This window comes from Wolbachia endosymbiont of Drosophila bocki, from assembly GCF_028982005.1.
GTDB classification, from domain to species: Bacteria; Pseudomonadota; Alphaproteobacteria; order Rickettsiales; family Anaplasmataceae; genus Wolbachia; species Wolbachia pipientis.
Genome location: NZ_JAPQLG010000225.1, coordinates 1 through 3272 on the forward strand (window position 1 = coordinate 1; position 3272 = coordinate 3272).

At 33.6% G+C, this 3272-nt stretch carries 2 protein-coding genes; one reads left to right on the forward strand and one right to left on the reverse strand.

Features of this window, described 5'->3' with window-relative positions:
* Positions 1-81: 81 nt before the first annotated feature.
* Complete coding sequence (locus tag OZD61_RS05720) at positions 82-1359, reverse strand: adenylosuccinate synthase (protein WP_274980157.1); 1278 nt, start codon at positions 1357-1359, stop codon at positions 82-84.
* A gap of 180 nt (positions 1360-1539) precedes the next feature.
* Here OZD61_RS05720 and OZD61_RS05725 point away from each other — a divergent pair, with 180 nt between their 5' ends.
* A complete protein-coding gene (locus OZD61_RS05725) occupies positions 1540-3144 on the forward strand; it encodes a hypothetical protein (protein ID WP_274980156.1) in 1605 nt (534 codons plus the stop codon).
* Positions 3145-3272 lie beyond the last annotated feature (128 nt).

The following is a 3272-nucleotide window of genomic DNA, read 5'->3' on the forward strand; positions in this document are numbered from 1 at the left end:
CAGCTTGCAAATGATTGTCCTTTCCTTCATTTCTCTCCTATTACGAAGATTTTAAACAGGTTCTAAGATACAAAGACGTTTTCAGAAATCTTTAAGCTTAATAACATCCTCTCTCTTTGGACTAGTTGAGATTAGATGAATTGGTACACCTATTAATTTTTCTAACCCTTCTATATATTTTATTAAATTGATAGGCAATGTTTCAATCGACCTTTTACCTTGAGTGTTTTCTTTCCAGCCAGGAAACTCTTCATATATTGGCTCTAATTCCCCTTGTATTGAATGCGATGCGGGTAAATAATCATACATTTTTCCGCTATACTTGTAACCAGTGCATATTTTAATTGTATCAAAAGAATTAAGCACATCTAATTTGGTTAATACAATGCTTGAAACTCCAGAGAGTTGTACGGCCTGGCGCACTAAAACTGCATCGAACCATCCGCAACGCCTTCTTCTATTGCTCACTGTTCCAAGTTCCTTACCTATAGTAAACAAGCTATCTCCTACTTCATTTTTCTGCTCAGTAGGAAATGGGCCATTGCCCACTCTTGTTGTATAAGCTTTTACCACACCAATAATGTAAGCATTGGAGGATAACCCTGAGCCTGTTATTGCTTGCGATGCTACAGTATTACTTGAAGTAACAAAAGGGTAAGTTCCGTGGTCGATATCTAAAAATGCGCCTTGGGCACCTTCAAATATTATTTTCTTACCTTCTTTCATCAAGTCATTTAATATCTTCCACACAGGTTTTTTATATGAAAGAATTTTTTCTGAAATCTCTTGAATTTCCTTTAATATTTCTTCTTTTTTAACTACCTGGTAGTTAAGGCCTTTCCTGATAGCATTGTGGTAATTCAAAAGAGTATCCAATCTTTTATTGAGCTCATCTGCGTTTTCTAAGTCACAAAGGCGTATAGCTCTCCTCCCAACTTTATCTTCATAACATGGTCCTATCCCTTTATTTGTTGTACCAATTTTGTGATTTCCATTTAAATCTTCAAATAGCTTTTCCTTGTCCTTATGTACGCTAAGTATTAATGGACAGCTCTCAGATACCATCAAGTTGTTATAGTTTACGTCTACTCCTTTAACTTTCAATGACTCTATTTCTGAGATTAGAGCGTGTGAATCAAGAGCAACGCCATTTCCTATGATAGATATTTTGCCTGGCCTCAAAACAGCAGAGGGCAGTAAATTTAATTTATAAACCTCATCATCTGCTACTATAGTGTGCCCTGCATTATTTCCTCCCTGAAATCTCACAACTACATCTGCATTCTCAGAAAGATAATCTACTATTTTACCCTTGCCTTCGTCACCCCATTGCAGACCAACAATTACAATATTATTCATCATTATTTTCTAGATTAATACATAAATATTAATGCAGTACGCTACAAATGGAAAGAGAAATCTACGCCTTTCCTACACCCCTTAAATAAAGAAATATACTGTCGATTTTCTTAATATATTACCAAATTATTCATCATTATATGATATAACTTACAGCATATTTACAGTAAGGTGTTATTTATGAAAGAGACAAAAGGAAAAAATAATAAGAGTCCAGTAGTTAGATTAAAGGCCACAGCTAAAGAGTTCAATTTTAGTAAATTAAGAGCAGATCAAGATAATAAATTAGCGAATTCCGGTGAAACAATGTTCTTAGATTTTCAAAGGATGAATTTTATTATTAACGGAAAAGAGATAGATAAAAATCTTATTATTGCATTTAAGGAAGGAGCTAAGCACCGCAAAAGCGAACTTTTTAATAGTGATGATATATATAATGACGAAATATTTAACAAAAAAGGAACAAGAGAAATAGATACGGATCATGGCAAAGCTTTTGTTGCTTCAGTACTCGAAGATATTGAGAAAGAGCTTGTAAGTAATGCATTGGGTGAGCTATGGAAAAATCACTGTGAAAATTCCAAAACTGCCAATCATCAAAAAACCGATTCATATAAGAAAGAATTTGAAGAATTTTACAATGCTGGCCAAAGGTATATCCATCTATTACCAACAGAGAAAGATGAAAACAAGGATTACCGTTCCTTTGCAAAAGAAGTTTTCAAAAAAATGTTCAGATACGCTGGGGCAGAAGTTCCAAGTGATGCTATTTTAGAAGAGCTAGTTACCAATTGTAATCAAGCAGGGTATGAGGCTGCTCCATTTATACAAACCCAACTTGCACTTGGACAGTCGTTCATAGTAGAAAATCCTAAAAAAGTAATAAATATTGATTGTGCTAACCAAAATAATGTGAGAATTAGATCTGATATGAGGCTACCAATACTCTCTGTTAAAAATCAAGTTATGCATGGCGATAAGATATGTAATCTGTCTAGTTCATTGGAATTTACAATTGAATCTCACAATGGTGAAGACTTTGTAACATACAGAGATGGTAAATTGTCACTTACTATTCCTAAAGAGTTAAAAAATTATAAAGATAATGGCAAGAGCTTGTTTGACATTATTAAAGAATATTTTCAGAAATTCTGTGCAAAATTAGGATTTAAACCTGAGACAAAAATACAAATAGAGCATGGCTTCGGTGCTCAAAGTAACTATTTAGATGGTACAATATCAACCACAGGATCAGATGCAAATGAAGAATTTATCAATCTTTTAAGCGAAAATCTCAGAGAGAGGTTATTGGGGTCAGGAGTTGCTCTAGAAGATGAAGATGTTGATGATGTTGTTGAAGTCAGAGTATCTACCGTTATAGATTTATTGAGTGATTATGCTAAATTGGAAGATAATAAAGAACACAGAGAGTTATTAATAAGTAAAGTAGCAGATAATTTAGGACTTTCCACTCAAGATAAAACAGCACCAGAAGTATTGATGGAATTAGGCTCTTTACCTTCTTTGGCAAAAGGTCAGGTTAATCATAATCAAGTGCAGTCTGTTGTAAATACTTTTATTAAGTTAATTATTGAAGGGAAAAGCGAAGTATACAAAAAAGGAGGTGCGATTAATGCAATTGATGCAATGCATAAGGAGATAGATAAGGCAATTGTTGAGCAAGAAAAAAAAGCAACCAACAAACAAGATATAGAAAATGATAAATGGACAGATAGAATCAAAAAACAGAATTATTCTGCGGAATCACATGAACATTTACCTTAAAGATATTAGTAGGCTCTTTAAATATTTTAGAGTTCATGGTTACAACGGTTGCTATTTTAGAACCTGTTTAAAATCTTCGTAATAGGAGGGAAATGAAGGAAAGGACAATCATTTGCAAGCTGGCGTTG

What these genes read in the sequence shown, in the direction of transcription:
- OZD61_RS05720 (WP_274980157.1), bottom strand. Translation starts at nt 1,359, where the DNA reads ATGAATAATATTGTAATTGTTGGTCTGCAATGGGGTGACGAAGGCAAG.
- OZD61_RS05725 (WP_274980156.1), top strand. Translation starts at nt 1,540, where the DNA reads ATGAAAGAGACAAAAGGAAAAAATAATAAGAGTCCAGTAGTTAGATTA.